The sequence below is a fragment of the Oceanobacillus aidingensis genome (assembly GCF_042654105.1).
Taxonomy (GTDB): Bacteria; Bacillota; Bacilli; order Bacillales; family Amphibacillaceae; genus Oceanobacillus; species Oceanobacillus oncorhynchi.
The window spans coordinates 60,056-75,739 of record NZ_JBHSFT010000001.1 but is presented as its reverse complement, the minus strand read 5'-3'; the positions used below and the strand labels follow the sequence as shown (position 1 = coordinate 75,739).

General features: G+C 36.6%; 15 protein-coding genes. 14 read left to right on the top strand and 1 reads right to left on the bottom strand.

Translation table 11 applies throughout. From position 1 onward, the window contains the following. The first annotated feature begins 20 nt into the window (after nucleotides 1-20). From ACFO3P_RS00335 to ACFO3P_RS00315, 5 genes are all read left to right on the top strand, one after another. Nucleotides 21-212: a tautomerase family protein gene (locus ACFO3P_RS00335; RefSeq protein ID WP_256705366.1), complete on the top strand. Its 192-nt coding sequence runs from the start codon at nucleotides 21-23 to the stop codon at nucleotides 210-212. Between the two features lie 51 nt (nucleotides 213-263). Next, nucleotides 264-1,298, top strand: coding sequence for a TRAP transporter substrate-binding protein (locus ACFO3P_RS00330; RefSeq protein ID WP_256705365.1), 1,035 nt, complete (start codon nucleotides 264-266; stop codon nucleotides 1,296-1,298). Nucleotides 1,299-1,471: 173 nt separating this feature from the next. Beyond that, nucleotides 1,472-1,939, top strand: a complete 468-nt coding sequence (locus tag ACFO3P_RS00325; RefSeq protein WP_256705364.1) for a TRAP transporter small permease — start codon at nucleotides 1,472-1,474, stop codon at nucleotides 1,937-1,939. Nucleotides 1,940-1,956: 17 nt separating this feature from the next. Beyond that, nucleotides 1,957-3,249, top strand: coding sequence for a TRAP transporter large permease (locus ACFO3P_RS00320; RefSeq protein ID WP_256705363.1), 1,293 nt, complete (start codon nucleotides 1,957-1,959; stop codon nucleotides 3,247-3,249). A 25-nt stretch (nucleotides 3,250-3,274) separates the two neighbouring features. Then, complete coding sequence (locus ACFO3P_RS00315; protein ID WP_256705362.1) at nucleotides 3,275-3,736, top strand: VOC family protein; 462 nt, start codon at nucleotides 3,275-3,277, stop codon at nucleotides 3,734-3,736. Between the two features lie 45 nt (nucleotides 3,737-3,781). Here the strand turns inward: ACFO3P_RS00315 and ACFO3P_RS00310 are convergent, their stop codons facing one another. Next, nucleotides 3,782-5,431: a sigma-54 interaction domain-containing protein gene (locus tag ACFO3P_RS00310; protein WP_256705361.1), complete on the bottom strand. Its 1,650-nt coding sequence runs from the start codon at nucleotides 5,429-5,431 to the stop codon at nucleotides 3,782-3,784. Nucleotides 5,432-5,611: 180 nt separating this feature from the next. Here ACFO3P_RS00310 and ACFO3P_RS00305 point away from each other — a divergent pair, with 180 nt between their 5' ends. From ACFO3P_RS00305 to ACFO3P_RS00265, 9 genes are all read left to right on the top strand, one after another. Then, nucleotides 5,612-6,592, top strand: coding sequence for a thiamine pyrophosphate-dependent dehydrogenase E1 component subunit alpha (locus ACFO3P_RS00305; protein WP_256705360.1), 981 nt, complete (start codon nucleotides 5,612-5,614; stop codon nucleotides 6,590-6,592). Between the two features lie 17 nt (nucleotides 6,593-6,609). Continuing rightward, entirely contained in the window at nucleotides 6,610-7,590 is a 981-nt protein-coding gene (locus tag ACFO3P_RS00300; protein WP_256705359.1) for an alpha-ketoacid dehydrogenase subunit beta, read from the top strand. 12 nt (nucleotides 7,591-7,602) lie between these two features. Then, a complete protein-coding gene (locus ACFO3P_RS00295) occupies nucleotides 7,603-8,946 on the top strand; it encodes a dihydrolipoamide acetyltransferase family protein (RefSeq protein ID WP_256705358.1) in 1,344 nt (447 codons plus the stop codon). Between the two features lie 11 nt (nucleotides 8,947-8,957). Then, on the top strand, nucleotides 8,958-10,346 hold the full coding sequence (gene lpdA / locus ACFO3P_RS00290) for a dihydrolipoyl dehydrogenase (RefSeq protein WP_256705357.1): 1,389 nt from the start codon (nucleotides 8,958-8,960) through the stop codon (nucleotides 10,344-10,346). 20 nt (nucleotides 10,347-10,366) lie between these two features. Next, on the top strand, nucleotides 10,367-11,116 hold the full coding sequence (locus ACFO3P_RS00285; protein ID WP_256705356.1) for an SDR family NAD(P)-dependent oxidoreductase: 750 nt from the start codon (nucleotides 10,367-10,369) through the stop codon (nucleotides 11,114-11,116). A 42-nt stretch (nucleotides 11,117-11,158) separates the two neighbouring features. After that, a complete protein-coding gene (locus ACFO3P_RS00280; protein WP_256705355.1) occupies nucleotides 11,159-12,589 on the top strand; it encodes an aldehyde dehydrogenase family protein in 1,431 nt (476 codons plus the stop codon). 12 nt (nucleotides 12,590-12,601) lie between these two features. Continuing rightward, on the top strand, nucleotides 12,602-13,435 hold the full coding sequence (gene aroE, locus ACFO3P_RS00275) for a shikimate dehydrogenase (RefSeq protein ID WP_256705354.1): 834 nt from the start codon (nucleotides 12,602-12,604) through the stop codon (nucleotides 13,433-13,435). Nucleotides 13,436-13,782: 347 nt separating this feature from the next. Next, complete coding sequence (locus tag ACFO3P_RS00270; protein ID WP_379542008.1) at nucleotides 13,783-14,805, top strand: LacI family DNA-binding transcriptional regulator; 1,023 nt, start codon at nucleotides 13,783-13,785, stop codon at nucleotides 14,803-14,805. 28 nt (nucleotides 14,806-14,833) lie between these two features. After that, entirely contained in the window at nucleotides 14,834-15,610 is a 777-nt protein-coding gene (locus tag ACFO3P_RS00265) for an SDR family NAD(P)-dependent oxidoreductase (RefSeq protein ID WP_379542007.1), read from the top strand. The last annotated feature ends 74 nt before the right edge of the window (nucleotides 15,611-15,684 follow it).

The window sequence follows — 15,684 nt, the reverse complement described above, 5'->3', positions numbered from 1 at the left end:
TTAGAAAAGGATGTGGTAACATGCCATACATTAAATTGAAGTTAGTTGAAGGAAGAGATCTAGAAACAAAGCGGCTACTTGTTAGTAATATAACAAAAGCCGTAATAGAAACACTCCAGACTACGCCGGACAATGTAAGGGTTGAACTAATCGAAATTAATGAAGATTTGTTTAGTATAGGTGGAGAATTAATGATAGATAAGAACAATTAAATAAAGATAAAAACTATATAAAGTTAATTTAATAATCAGGAGGAATGAAATATGTTGAAAAGAAACATTTGGGTAAAAGTTCTTTTTTTAATTACTATTTTAGGGTTTTTGGCTGCGTGTAATGATTCAACGGGTGGATCTGAATCCGGGGATGACGATAAAGTGGTTATCAGAATGGCAAACCAAGTAGAAGAAAGTAATTTCCTAAACCAAGGCTATGTGAAATTCAAAGAATATATTGAAGAAAACAGTGATGGACAAGTATCTGTGGAAATTCATAATGGCGGAACAGTAGCTAGTTCTGACGAGCAAATTGTAGAGCTTTTAAATAACAATACAATCGATCTTTCTACTTCATCGGCATATGGAACTGCTAGTACCACAGGGGTAAAAGGTTTTAACCTATTTGACATGCCTTTTTTATTTCAAGATAGGGAAGAATTTTATGAATTTATCGATGGGCCTTATGGAGATAAGTTAGCGGAGGAAGTAGGAGAGAGCCAAAATGTAGAAGTTCTAGGTTATACAGATTTAGGGTTTTACTCCATTATGAATGGAAATACAGCAATTGAAACCCCAGAAGATTTAAATGGTTTAAGGATTAGAAGTTCTGCTGCAACCTTACATGTAGAGACTCTCTCTAAGTTAGGTGCTAATCCAACTCCAATGGACTATAGTGAGGTATTTACCGGTTTACAGCAAGGTACGATAGATGGTGTTTCTACAACAACTCCGTTAATTTATGGGGACAGATTTTATGAAGTGAATAAAAATATCACTTTAACTAATCATATATTACTCCCACATGTTCTAATGGTTAATAAAGATTTTTATAATAGTCTTTCTGATGATATCAAGCAGGTATTTGATGAAGCTGTTGATGTCTACATTGAAGAATCTAGAAAACTGGCAGTTGAAGCAGAACAAGAAGCTGTTGATGGATTGATTGAAGCAGGTGTTGACGTTGTTGAATTAACTCCTGAACAATTAGATTTATTCAAGGAAGCTACAGAAACTGTAAGAGAAGAGAATGTTGGCGAAGTAGGAGAAGAAAACTATGAAGAAGCACTGGAATTCTTAGAATAGCAATCTTAATGAGAATTTGGACGTAACTAACAAATGAGTTTGTTAGTTACGTCCAGCTAAAAAATTATATAAAAATAATGGTATTAAATCCAAAATTAAAAGGAAAACATAGTATAATTTTACCTTTTTCAGTGATTTCAACCGAAATGCTTAGAATAAAGGAGGAGAGCAGTTTGAATAAAAGAACCCCGATAGAAGGTTATGTATGTGTGCTTCTATTTGCTATCATGACTATTACTATGTTTATAGAAGTAATAGCTAGATATATATTTAATGCTTCACAACCTTGGACAGGAGAATTGTCTAGATATCTTTTTGTCTGGTTTATATTTATTAGTGCAAGTTATGCTGCTGCAGAAAAAGCACATATAAAAGTTGAAACAATCCATGAATTACTGCCGGAAAAAGTAAAGGGTATTGCTAATACCGTTGGAAATTGTATTTGGTTGGGGCTAACTATTTTGGTTACTTACTTAGGCATTGATTATGCTATGTCTATGTTCGGTTCAACATCAATAGCTTTGAAAATACCTCTAGGAATTATTTATTTTGGAATACCTATAGGATATGGATTGATGTCAATAAGGATCATCATTCAAATTATTAAAAGTTTCCAATCGAAAGAAAAGAATGCTACATAAGAAAGAGGTGAAACAGCATGACTGGTATTTTAATTATGATTGTAGGAATTTTAATAGGTGCATTGTTATTAAATATTCCAATCGCATTTGCATTAGCCTTAATCGGGTTTGTTATTGTATTTATTGAAGGCTCAGTTCCTTTATCATTTTTCATACAATCGACATTTGGAGCTAGTGACTCATTTTCGCTGTTAGCAATTCCTTTTTTTATACTAGCTGGTGAAATCATGAGTACAGGCGGGATTGCTAAACGTTTAGTTGATTTCATACAAAGTATGGTAAAGAGTCTAACGGGTGGCTTAGGCTTGGTAACAATTCTTACTAGCCTTATTTTTGCTGCTATATCAGGATCTGGTGCTGCGACAGTAGCAAGTGTAGGTGGAATAATGATTCCATATATGATCAGTAAAGGTTACAGTAAACCTTATGCAGCTGCTCTAGCTGCTAGTTCGGGCTCTTTGGGTCCAATTATTCCACCAAGTATTATATTTATTTTATATGGTGTGATGGCTAGCGTGTCGATTGGAGATATGTTTATTGCTGGAATTATCCCTGGGCTTTTGATGGCTATGAGCCTGCTTTTAGTTAACTATTTTGTATCTAAGAAGGAAAAATTCGAAGTTCAGAATAATGAAGTTGAAAGCAAGAAAAGCTTTTGGTCTGCATTAAATGAAGCAAAGTATGGTCTTTTAGCACCGGTAATTATTCTTGGGGGGATCTATGGTGGCATTGTGACCCCAACAGAAGCCGCAGTTATTGCAGTAGTTTATAGTTTTTTAGTCAGCGTAATTATTTATAAAGAACTTACAATATCTCAATTAGGTGAAGTGTTTAAAAAAGCATCTCTAACTTCAGGAACAATTATGATTTTTGTTAGCGCTGCTTCATTTTTTGGACAGGTACTTTCCATGGAACAGATTCCACAGCAAATTGCAACTGCTATTTCTAATATAACGACAAATGAGATAATTATTTTATTGTTGATTAATGTATTTCTCCTTTTAGTAGGAATGTTTATTGAAACCGTGGCAGCAGTTATTCTTTTTGTTCCATTATTATTACCAATCGTTTTGCCTTTAGGAGTGGATCCTGTTCATTTTGGGATTGTTGTGTGTATGAACCTCTCACTTGGACTAATTACACCTCCGCTGGGTATAAATTTATTTATAGCATCAAAAGTAGCTAATATACGTTTTGAGAGCACTTTCAAATATGTTGGGATAATATTTATTGCTATCCTGTCTGTTCTGCTTATAGTCACATTTGTTCCAGAAATCAGTACTTTCTTACCTGAGTTATTATCTGATTAGTAAATAATTTTAAAAGGATGATATTATGATTATTAGTCATTGGCATACAGCTTTTACAGTGAGCGATATAGAAAGGTCGATTAAATTTTATACAGATTTTCTAAATTTTGAAGTAGTGCATAGACAAAGACAGTCTAATACTTATACACGTGAGTTTGTAGGTTATCCTGATGCGGACTTAGAAGCAGTTATGCTGAAAATAAAAGGAGACAATAATGTTGGAATTTCGGGGCATTTATTGGAGCTTAATCAATATTATTCACCAAAAGGGGAGAAAATAGATGTTCAGACATGTAATATTGGAAGTGCTCATTTAGCATTAGTAGTAGATGATATACATCAAACTTATGAAAGTTTGATTGAAAATAATGTAATATTCAAATCATCTCCTGTAGAAATAGAGCATGGAAGAAATAAAGGAGGTTATACATGTTATTTTCTTGACCCGGATGGTATTACGCTCGAATTATTTCAACCTTCTCAATAAAATGGCCCCTCTTTGCGGGGGCCATTTTTCAATCTTTCCAATCACTTAATGTTTCTCAATCCCATATTTTTTCATTTTACGTACAAGCGTTGACTGATCAACACTTAAAGCAGTTGCTGCTTTCCGAATACTTGGATATTTTCCAACCATATCCTCAATAATAGCTGCTTCATGGTTTTCTATCTGTTCTTTTAATGACTTTACTTCTTCTAATGAGATAGTCGGTTTAGTCGGATTTATATTTATCTGTAACTCTTTCTGTACATCCTTCATTTCCACTTCCGGTTCGGTGGACATTACTGCTACTCGTTCTACGAGATTTTGTAATTCGCGCACATTTCCAGGCCAGTCATAATTACGGAAACTTTGTAGAACATCTTCTGAAAACTTACGCTCAATGGCGTATTTTGCTTTTATGTCTTTTAAAAAGTGATAGACTAAAGGGATTATATCTTTTTTTCTATTTTTTAAAGGTGGTATGTGGATAGGGATGACATTCAGACGATAGTATAAATCATTTCGAAATGTTCCTATCTCAACCATCTCAGCTAAATTACGATGTGTAGCAGCTATAATTCTAACATCAATAGGGATGGGGCGAGTATCTCCTACTCTGGTAATTTCTCTTTCTTGGATAACCCGCAGTAATTTTACCTGTAAATCTTTATTCATTTCTCCAATTTCATCAAGTAATATAGTACCTTTATTAGCCGCTTCAAACAACCCGGCTTTTCCTTTTTGACTTGCACCCGTAAATGCACCAGATATGTAACCAAATAATTCTGATTCAAGAAGAGCTTCAGGAATAGCGCCACAGTTTACTTTAATCAAAGGCTTTTCACTTCTGATACTATTCTTATGAATCAATTCCACTATCTTTTCTTTTCCTACACCAGATGGTCCTTGTACAATGACGCTAGAGTCAATATGTGCAACTCGTAAAGCGCGGTTCAACACCTCTTGCATTCCCTCTGAATGTGCAATAATCGAATCTTCTGGGGACTTTTGGTGTTTTAATAGTTCCAATTCTTCGTGAATCGCTTGATTTTTCTTTTTTAGGTTCTTTATTTCTGTTTCTAGCATGTTTAATTCGGAAAGATCACGGACATTATTTACAACTTTTTTAATGTTACCATTTTTATTACGGATAGGTACAGCTGAAATAAGCACAGAAGCCCCTGTATTAATTTTCTGGATAATTGTTATTTCTTTATTATCCCGTAATGCTTTTAAACTGCTTGATTCATCAATCACTTTTTCATCCTCCAGCTCTTTCAAGCTTCGTCCAATCAGTTCTTCACTGCTTAGGCCAGTTATTTTTTCATAGGAGGGGTTTTGATGAATAATCGTACCTCTTTCATCAGATATGACAATTCCGTCAAAAGAAGAATTAATTACCTCATTTAATTCCTGACGCAGTTCTTGTAATGTTTCTTTCTCTTTTGATAACCGTACAAAATCATCCCGAGGATTGACGCAAACAACAATATATTGATTATAGTTGAAGGTGGATATCTCCGCCGGATAGTCTAATATACAAAAAGAATTATCTTCCGATATAACAGAATCAAGGATCGTTCCCAGGTAATATGTATATTGCTTTGCCAGTTTATTTTGAAAAAGTATTTTCTTTTGCTGATTTAATAGTAGAACGCCTATATGATCGACTTTAGAAACAAAATGCTCTATTTTCATAAATTGCCTCCTTGCATCAATAAACTATAAATGATGTTAATATGCAACGTTGATTCTATTATACATCAATGTAAGCGGATAACATAGGGTTATATCCTCTTTTTAAGTAGTTCGTAACTGGCATAATATTTGCAAGAATAAAAAGAAAAGGTTTACAAAAAAATGTGGGAGGTTAACTGGATGGCAGATATAAAGGAACTTGGATATTCTCAAGAAGAATTAAAAAAGATGCTTTACGACATGATGTTGATTAGAAGTTTCGAAGAAAGGGTTGAAAAGCTCTTTCAGCAAGGTAAAATTCACGGAACAATGCACTTATGTATTGGACAGGAAGCGACTGCGGTAGGCGCCTGTGTTCCGCTAACGAAAGAAGATAAGATTACAAGTAATCATAGAGGTCACGGACATAGTATTGCAAAAGGAACAGAAGTGAATGGAATGATGGCGGAATTACTTGCAAAGGAAACAGGCTATTGCAAAGGCAAGGGCGGATCAATGCATATCGCTGATTTTAATGTTGGAAATCTTGGAGCCAACGGTATTGTAGCAGCTGGATTGCCATTAGGTGTTGGAGCGGCAATGACATCGAAAATGAAAGATTTGGGATATGTCGTCGTTTGCTTTTTTGGAGATGGAGCTACCAACGAAGGGGCATTTCATGAAGCAGTCAATTTGGCTTCAGTATGGAAGCTGCCTGTCATCTTTTTCTGTGAGAATAACCTTTATGGAATGTCAGGCTCGATAAAGGAAATGGTCAATATAGAGAATATTGCAGAACGTGCAAAGTCGTATGGTATCCCTGGATGCACCATTAATGGGAATGATGTATTGGAAGTTGCTGAGACAACACGAAAGGCTGTGGAAAGAGCAAAGAATGGAGAAGGACCAACATTAATTGAAGCCCAAACATATAGATGGAAAGGACATTCAAAGAGTGATGCAAGAAAATATAGAACGAGGGAAGAAGAAAAATTATGGAGAAAACAGAAGGATCCTATTGCCCTCTTTAAAGAGAATTTAATTCAAAGCGATGTTATTACAGAAGAGTTGTTTACAGAATACGCTGAGCAGGTAGAAAAGAAGATTGATCAAGCAGTAGAATTTGCTGAAAGCAGTGATGAACCAAATGAAGACACGCTTATGAAGGATATCTATTTGTAGAGGGAGGATCATTTTCAATGAGAGAAATTACTTATGCAGAAGCTATTAAGGAATCGATGAGTCAAGTAATGCGGGAAAATAATGATGTGTTTATGTTGGGGGAAGATATTGGAATTTACGGTGGAGCTTTCGGGCTTACGAATGGAATGACGGATGAATTTGGCGATGACAGAATAAAAAATACACCCATTTCTGAAGCGGCCATAAGCGGTGCTGCAGTAGGTGCAGCTATTACAGGGATGCGCCCGATTTTAGAAATCCAATTCTCCGATTTTATTATGATTGCAATGGATAATATTGTGAATCAAGCAGCGAAAATCCGCTATATGTCTGGCGGTAAGGCGAATGTACCAGTGGTCATCCGATTACCAGGAGGTTCTGGTGCAGGATTTGCGGCACAGCATTCGCAAAGTTTGGAAGCTTGGACAGCGCATATTCCAGGGCTGAAAGTAGTTCAACCATCTAATGCTCGTGATGCGAAAGGCTTGATGAAAGCTGCGATAGAGGATGATAATCCAGTCTTGTTTTATGAGCATAAGCTGCTTTATGGAGAAAAAGGAGAAGTACCGGAAGAACAATATACTATTCCCTTAGGTGAAGCGGATATCAAAAAGGAAGGGACAGACATTACCGTTGTAGCAACTGGAGCGATGGTAAAAAGAGTTCTGGAAGCAGCTGCTGAATTAGAAAGCGATAACATCCATATTGAAGTAATTGACCCAAGAACGCTAGTACCCTTAGATAAAGAGACGATTATTCAATCTGTAAAGAAAACCAGTAGAGCGTTAGTTGTCTATGAAGCAGTGGAAAGAGGCGGATATGGGGCAGAGATTGCCAGTATGATAGGTGAAAGTGATGCGTTTGATTTTCTGGATGCACCAGTTAGTCGTTTAGGAGGGAAACCAACTCCAATACCATACAATCCTACATTGGAAAAAGCAGCTGTTCCACAAGTGAATGATATTATCCGTGAGTGTAAGAAGTTAATGAATAGATAAGGAGGTGTTGAAATGGCTGAAAACGTGTTAATGCCAAAATTAGGAGCACAGATGGAGGAAGGAACTATTGTTTCCTGGCTAGTTCAAGTTGGAGAAGCAGTCGAAGAAGGCGATCCGCTTGTTGAGGTACAAACCGATAAAATCACCATGGAAATCGAAGCAGAGACAGAAGGAACGCTTCTGAAAACCTTGTATGAAGCAGATTCAATAGTTCCTGTACAGACACCCATAGCAATTATTGGAGAAGAAGGAGAGAATATCGATGACTTAGAAGGAAGTGATTCCTCTTCTAGAGAAACAGAGTTAAAAGAAATAGAAAAAAAAGAAAAGAAAATAGATAGCGTTATAGAAAAAGAGACCTCTCCCAATCAGGCAGAAGAAAGCAAGGTGAGAAGAACTCCTGCTGCGCGAAAGCTTGCAGAAGATACTCAGATCAATCTGAGTGAAGTGCAAGGTTCCGGGCCATTGGGAAGAATTCAAAAAGAAGATGTACAGAATTATATCAATGAACATAGCAAAAAGGTAACTCCTTTAGCGAAGAAAATTGCTGAAGATCAAAATATCAACTTAGAGACGATTCAAGGCACAGGTGACCGTGGAAAAATTCAAAAGAAGGATTTATTTCTACCTCAATCGAGTCAGAGTCAGGAAGGTCAACGTAACGAAGAAAATAAGCGTGTACCATTTAAAGGAATGCGGAAAGTGATAGCTGATCGTATTTCTGAAAGCGCGTCTATATCTCCTCATGTGACATTAAACTCTGAAATTGATATGACAAGTGTGGTGAGGCTTCGTAAGCAATTACTGCCAGTGATTGAAGAGGAAGCCGGGATTCGTATTTCTTTTAATGATATCTTAATGAAGGCAACTGCAGTCGGTTTAAAAAAGAACCCAGGAATCAATATTCAGCTCGAGGGGAATGAAATTATTTATCACTCGAAAATTAATTTAGCGATGGCTGTAGCAGTAGAGGATGGCTTGGTTGTACCAGTTATCAAGGATGTGGACCAGAAGGGCTTGGCTGCTATAACAAGAGAAACAAAAATACTTGGAAAAAAAGCTCGTGATGGAAAACTTCTTCACGATGATTTTGCAGGAAGTACATTTACGGTTAGTAATTTGGGGATGTATGCAGTCGATGGATTTACACCGATTATAAACAGTCCAAATGCAGCAATTTTAGGTGTTGGAAGAATACAGAAAAAGCCAGTAGTACTGGAGGATGATATTTCTATTCGCTCTATGATGAGTTTAAGTTTGTCTTTTGATCACCGGATTATTGATGGTGCACCGGCTGCACAGTTTTTAACCGATTTAAAGGACTTGCTTGAAAATCCTTATAAATTAATGGTTTAGAGGTGATAGCTATGACAAATTTTGATGTTGTAATTATAGGTGGAGGACCTGCCGGATATGTTGCTGCCATAAGAGCTGCTAAGAATGGAAAGAAAACAGCACTGGTGGAGAGTGATTATTTAGGAGGGACATGCCTCAACAGGGGATGTATTCCCTCCAAAACCCTGTTGAGGCATACAGAAATTATTGAGGATATAAAAAAGGCGGATGACTGGGGAATAAAGGTTTCCGACCTTTATTTTTCCTTGGAAGATATGATTTCCAGGAAAGATAAAGTCATAGAAACACTTCGAATGGGGATCAATCAGCTTTTAAAAAGTGGAGATATATCCGTTTACAATGGAATGGCTAGTGTGGAAACGAACAAGCAGATAAACATAAAAAAAGCAGATAATGATACATTAACTCTATTTGGAGATAAGATTTTAATAGCAACAGGGAGTACACCAGTCATTCCGCCTATAGAAGGTGTCAATACAGTAGATTATCATACAACAGACACCATCTTTCATATTACGGAAATACCGGAATCTATCCTGATTATCGGTGGAGGAGTAATCGGTGTGGAAATGGCGAATATCTTATCCAGCTTAAATACAGAAGTAACGATTGTTGAAATGAGTGGTCGAGTTATTCCTTCAGAGGATAAAGACGCTTCGAAAGCGTTATTGAAAAGTCTAAAGAAAAAAGGAATTAAGATACTGTTGAAACATCAGGTACGTTCTATGTCTGAGAAGAACGGCGTTAAGAAAATAAATCTTTCTTCGCAAAAAGGAGAAAATAAACAAGTAGAGACGAGTGAAGTCTTAATTGCGGTTGGACGCAGGCCTAATTTATCGGCTGTTGATTCGCTTCAGCTAAATAAGAATGGTTCTTTTATAGCAGTGAATGAACAGTTGGAAACAAGCATTGATGGCATCTATTCAGCAGGTGATGTTATTGGCGGTTTACAGCTCGCCCATGTAGCAAGTGAGGAAGGGTTAACAGCAGTGGAGAATATGGATGGAAAGAAAAAAAACATCAACTATCAATGGATGCCCCGTTGTATTTATACAAAACCAGAGATAGCAAGTGTAGGTTATAATGAACAGGAACTAATAGATAGGAATATGGATTATCGTGCAGGTAAGTATGATCTCTCAGGGAATGGAAAAGCTTTGGCGATGGGAGAAACTGAGGGGTTTATCAAAGTACTGATTGATTCGAACTATGGAGAAATATTAGGCGTGACGATGGTTGGTTCCCACGTTACAGAAATGATTGGTCAATCTGCGTCCTATATGCAGCTTGAAGGCACTGTGGATGAACTTGCTAGCCTAACCCAAGCACATCCATCCATTTCTGAAGGGTTAATGGAAATCGCTAACGCACTGATAGATAAAGGAATACACGTAAACTAGCAAACCAAGAGGGTGATAATGTGTTTGAAATAACAGGTAAAAAAGTGCTTATAACAGGAGCTGCTCAAGGAATAGGCAGAGTGTTAACAGAAAAATATTATCAACAAGGTGCAGAAATAGCAGCTATTGATATATCTGATCAGATCCATGATTTAAAGGAATTAGAGACGAGTGAAAATCAAATTCATCCTATACAAGGAAATCTAATGGATCTGGAAAGAATCGAAGAAGTATTCTATGAGGCGATTGATAAATTAGGTGGAGGCGTAGATATTCTGGTGAATTGTGCGGGATTAATTGAAAGAAGACCGGCTAAAGATTTCCCGCTTGATAAATGGGATAGAATTATTACCTTAAATGTTACAAGCGTATTTGCGTTATCGAGATTAGCAGCAATAGCAATGAAGGAACAGAGTTCCGGGAAAATTATCAATTTTGGATCAATTGTATCTGTTTTTGGAGCCTACCATTCATCAGCGTATTCAGCGAGCAAAGGGGCAGTATTACAATTAACAAAATCCTTGTCCAATGAATGGGCTTCATATGGTATTCAAGTTAATGCGATTGCTCCGGGATATATGTTAACTTCTATGAATTCAGATTTAGAAAGTGACCCTGCAAGAAGACCACAAGTAGATGAAAGAATTCCGGCAGGACGGTGGGGAACCCCAGAAGATGTTTGTGGTGTTGCATTATTTTTATCTTCTTCCGCATCGGATTATGTAACAGGAGCATTGATTCCTGTTGATGGTGGAGTTTTGGCCAGATAGTGGGTAAGAATCAGAATAGATATTTTTGTGAGGAGGAATATGATGAGAAAAAAACTGTTTATTAACGGGGAATGGTGTGAAGCTGAACGATATAAAGATCTATTTTCTCCTTTTACAGGTGAAAAAATAGCTGAAATTCCAGAAGCATCTGATGGTCAAGTTAAAGAAGCGATAGAGGCTGCTTATCGAAACAGGGAAGTAATGCGTAGTTTAACTGCTTTTGAAAGAGCCGATATTCTTGAGAATTTAGTGAAGTTATTAGAGGAAAGTAAACAAAAGATAGCGGAACTTATCTCATTAGAAGCAGCAAAGCCAATGAAATATTCTAGAGCAGAAACGGAGCGAACGATTGAAACATATAAATTTGCTGCAGAAGAGGCGAAGCAGTTGTGTGGGGAAATGATTCCAATGAATGCAGCCCAAAATGGAGCAAATAAAATAGGATATACACTTAGAGAACCTGTAGGGGTAGTTGCTGCTATTACACCATTCAATTTCCCTTTGAATTTAGTAGCTCATAAAGTTGGACCGGCAATTGCAGCAGGTAATACAATTGTTTTAAAACCGGCATCTCAGACGCCTTTATCGAGTTATTTTTTAGCAGAATTACTTGATAAAGCAGGACTGCCAAAAGGCTGTCTGAATATCGTAACAGGAAGTGGTAAAATTGTTGGAGATCAGTTGGTGAATAGCGAGAAAGTAAACATGATTACATTTACAGGAAGTCCTGAGGTAGGAAAAAGAATTAATGCGCAGGCAGGTTTGAAAAAAGTGGCTTTGGAATTAGGTTCTAATGCAGGCCTGATTATTGATAAAAACACAGATATAGAAAAAATTGTTCCTAAGTGTGTAGTGGGTTCGTTTTCCAATCAGGGGCAGGTGTGTATTTCACTGCAACGTATTTATGTACATGAAGAATTATATGACCAATTTATTGCGAAATTCAAAGCGGAAGCAGAAAAACTCGTACTAGGTAATCCATTGGATGAAGAGACCGACGTTTCTTGTCTTATTTCTAAAAATGATTTGGATAGAGCGGTAAGCTGGGTTAAGGAAGCAGCTTCAGCAGGAAGTAAAGTCATTGCAGGCGGGGAAGTGGAAGGTAATATATTACTTCCTACAATTATTACAAATGCGGATCGGGATTTAAAGGTCTCTTGTCAGGAAGTATTTGCTCCGATTGTTATTGTTAATACCATAAAAACCGTAGAAGAAGGTATTCAAGAAGTGAATGCTTCACGGTATGGTTTACAGGCGGGTATTTATACAAAAGATATTCAAACCGCTTTACAAGCATCTAAATCTCTAGAGACAGGTGGCGTGATGATTAATGATATCCCCACATTCCGAGTTGACCAAATGCCTTATGGCGGTGTGAAAGATAGTGGTAATGCCAGAGAAGGACTGAAATTTGCAATCGAGGAAATGACAGAAATTAAATTAATTGTATGGAATGAAGAAGACGCATCGTAGAGAGGTGAAGATTTGAAAAAATTATTTGGCGTACTAGGTAACCCTATAGCACACTCACTTTCCCCGCTGATTCAGAATAGAGCTTATGCATCTGTTAATATTCATGCTTATTTTCAACCTTTTCATGTAGAACAGAAAGATTTAGAAAATGCCGTAAAAGGTATGAAAGCGTTAGGAATAGAAGGTTTTATGGTAACGGTACCCTTTAAGAGTGAGATTCTTTCCTATTTAGATGAATTAACCCCTACTGCATTAACAACGGGTGCTGTAAATGTTGTACATTTAATTGATGGAAAGTATGTAGGCTTTAATCTCGATGGTCAAGCGTGGCTCAGTGCTGCAAAAGAAGATATGGGCATTTCGGAATTAACAAATGAACATGTGCTGTTAATCGGAGCAGGTGGTGCTGCACGCTCCATCTACTATACCCTTTCTCAACATAATCATGTCAAAATAGACATAGCAAATAGAACGCTAGAAAAAGCAGAAAATTTAAAAGGGTTAAACGAGAACCGTATAAAAACAAGGACGATTTCCTTGGAGGAAGCAGAAGACAATTTAGAACAATATGATATAATCGTTCAGACGACCTCGATAGGAATGTGGCCGCATAAGCATGAAACACCTATTCAAGTGAAAAAATTAAAAGAAAATGTATTTGTATCAGATATTATTTATAATCCATATGAAACTGCATTTTTGAAACAAGCAAGAAATAAAGGGGCATTCACTCAAAATGGCATAAAAATGCTTGCTTCTCAAAATGCATATTGTATTGAAAAATGGACAGGGTCTTGTGTTGATTCAGGTAAAATGGTTGATATACTTGAAGAATCGTTAAGGTAAGAATGAGTACTGTCAACGAATTTCGGAAGCCCGTAGTATTTTATGGGTAGATTAACTGTAGCGGTTAAGAGGGAAGCGGATAGAAGGGAAAAGAATAGATACTTTATGAAAAATGCCAAATTATCATGAGTGAGAGATGATAATTTGGCTTGTATTATACGATTGGGTGTTACCAGACTAAACATATATTATTTAGAAGTTATCATAATGCATGAAAACTGTATTTGATTTTATTCGAAAAAACATGTTGCAATAGTCAGAAACATATGATAAATTATAAGGAATCAAATTATATGAATCCGCTTTCAATAAATTGAATCCGCATTCAAGAGAGGTGAAATAATATTTTGAAGGGAAGAGTGAGTGCTTATGATGTGGCAAAATTAGCAAAAGTTTCCCAAACTACCGTTTCAAGAGTTCTTAATAATTACCCACACGTAAGAAAAGAAACGAGAAAAAGAGTACATGATGCTATCAATACGTTAGGTTTTTCCCCAGATGAGATTGCCAGAAGCCTTGCAAGCAAGAAAACAAATACGATTGGGCTTATTGTGGAGGATATTTCAAACTCTTTTTATGCGGAAACAGCTCATATTATCTTGCGGGAAGCTCAGAAATATGATTATGAAGTTATTATTATCGATGCAGAAACAGATGAAAATAGTTTTGAAAGAGCAATTAACACGCTTAATGGGAAAAGAGTAGATGGAATTATTGTCGCTTCAGCCCGGATGGATAATCAAAAGGTAAAAGAATTCTACGATAAAGGATTTCCTATCATTTTTTATAACCGGCGCATTTACGGTATTGAAGAAAGTCATTATGTAGAAGTAGATAACAGACTGGGAGCTAAAATAGCTGTTAACCATCTGGTGGAAAACAAGCACAGAAAAATAGCGTTTATTTCTGGCCCTACAATATATTCTACTTTTTATCAACGCTTTGAAGGGTATAAAGAAGCACTTCAAGAAAATGGTTTAGAATATGATGAATCGCTGATTTATAAGGGAGAAGTAATCTATGAACAAGTTTTTCAGTTTGCGTTGAATCTAATGAGGGACAAAGAGATGCCGACTGCGTTTTTTGCTTCAACGGACCAAATGGCATTAGCAATCATGGATGCAGCTGCTCGAAGTGGAAGACATATTCCATATGATATCTCTATCATCGGCTTTGATGATATTGAGATTGCGAGTAATCCTTATATTGGCTTAAGTACTATTTCTCAAAGAAAAAGAGAAATGGCTGTACTAACATTACAAAAGTTATTTTCACTTATTAACAAAGATGATTCAAATAGTGAGCCAAATAAAATTACGTTAGAACCAGAACTAATTATTCGTAAAACAACAGGTGTTAACAATCAGTAGAATACCGCTTATTTCAGGAGGTAGAGAAATGGCTAGATATAAAGCAAACGAGCTTTTTAATTTATCTGGTAAAACAGCTATTGTTACTGGAGCAAGCAAGGGAATTGGAAGAAGTATTGCTTTGTTGTTAGCTCAAAATGGAGCTGATATTGCTTTAATGGCAAGGAATGAAGAAGGATTGAAAGAGGTTGCCAAAGAGATTGAAAACATAGGTCAGAAAGCGCTGCCGGTTTCCGTGGACTTAACAGATATTGATAGTATTCCCACTGTGGTAGAGAAGGTGTATGACCATTTTGGAAAGATAGATATATTGGTGAATAATGCTGGAACGAATATACCGAAGAAGGCGGAAGAAGTTACCGAAAAGGACTGGGATCAGATTATTGATATAAATGTAAAAAGTGTATTTTTTATAAGTAAAGCTGTAGGAAAATACATGAAAGCTGCGGAGCAAGGAAAAATAATTAATGTTTCTTCGCAAATGGCTTTTGTAGGTTATTATAAACGGGCTGCATATGCTTCCAGCAAAGGGGCTATTACACAATTGACAAAATCTTTATCGATTGAATGGGCTCCATATCATATAAATGTCAATGCTGTAGCGCCAACTTTTATTGAAACACCAATGACAAGAAAGATGCTGGATGATGCGGATTTTAAAAAAGATGTGTTAAGCCGTATTCCTCTAGGAAGGTTAGCAAAAGAGGAGGATTTATTTGGTGCATTTGTATTTCTGGCATCCGAGGCAGCAGATATGGTAACCGGCCAAACGCTGATTGTGGATGGCGGGTGGACTGTTTGGTAATTTTTGAATGCGGATTCAATAAAAAGAGAAAACAGGTTAAAAGTAGTGATGAGTAAGGATAAAGGGGAGGAAAA